Here is an 853-nt window from a genome sequence, read left to right on the forward strand (position 1 = left end):
AACAAGGACAGCAAGGTGCTGGTCCAGGGCATGACCGGCTCTGAGGGCACCAAGCACACCCGTCGGATGCTCGCTTCGGGCACCAATGTCGTGGGTGGCGTGAACCCGCGCAAGGCCGGGCAGAGCGTGGACTTCGACGGTACCCAGGTGCCGGTCTTCGGCTCGGTGGCCGAGGGCATGGCTGCCACCGGTGCCGACGTGACGGTGATCTTCGTTCCGCCGAAGTTCTCCAAGAGCGCGGTGATCGAGGCGGTGGACGCCGGGATCGGTCTGGCGGTGGTGATCACCGAGGGCATCCCGGTGCACGACACGGCCGCCTTCTGGTCCTACGCGGGCACCAAGGGCAACAAGACGCGGATCGTCGGTCCGAACTGCCCGGGTCTGATCAGCCCTGGGCAGTCGAACGCGGGCATCATTCCGGCCGACATCACCAAGCCGGGCCGGATCGGTCTGGTCTCGAAGTCGGGCACGCTGACGTATCAGATGATGTACGAGCTGCGTGACATCGGTTTCTCGTCGGCGGTGGGTATCGGTGGTGACCCGATCATCGGGACCACGCACATCGATGCTCTGGCGGCGTTCGAGGCCGACCCGGACACGGATGTGATCGTGATGATCGGTGAGATCGGTGGTGACGCTGAGGAGCGTGCCGCGGACTTCATCAAGGACAACGTGACCAAGCCCGTGGTGGGTTATGTCGCGGGCTTCACCGCTCCGGAGGGCAAGACGATGGGTCACGCGGGTGCCATCGTGTCGGGTTCCTCGGGTACGGCCGCGGCCAAGAAGGAGGCTCTGGAGGCTGTGGGTGTCAAGGTCGGCAAGACCCCGACCGAGACCGCCCAGCTCGCCCGCG

At 65.9% G+C, this 853-nt stretch carries 1 protein-coding gene; it reads left to right on the forward strand.

Translation table 11 applies throughout. The features are described from left to right. Nucleotides 1-853 (forward strand): succinate--CoA ligase subunit alpha (gene sucD / locus ACYVD1_RS34755; protein ID WP_460778723.1); only part of this gene is annotated, 853 nt, incomplete at both ends.

Source organism: Nocardiopsis nanhaiensis (assembly GCF_054778635.1).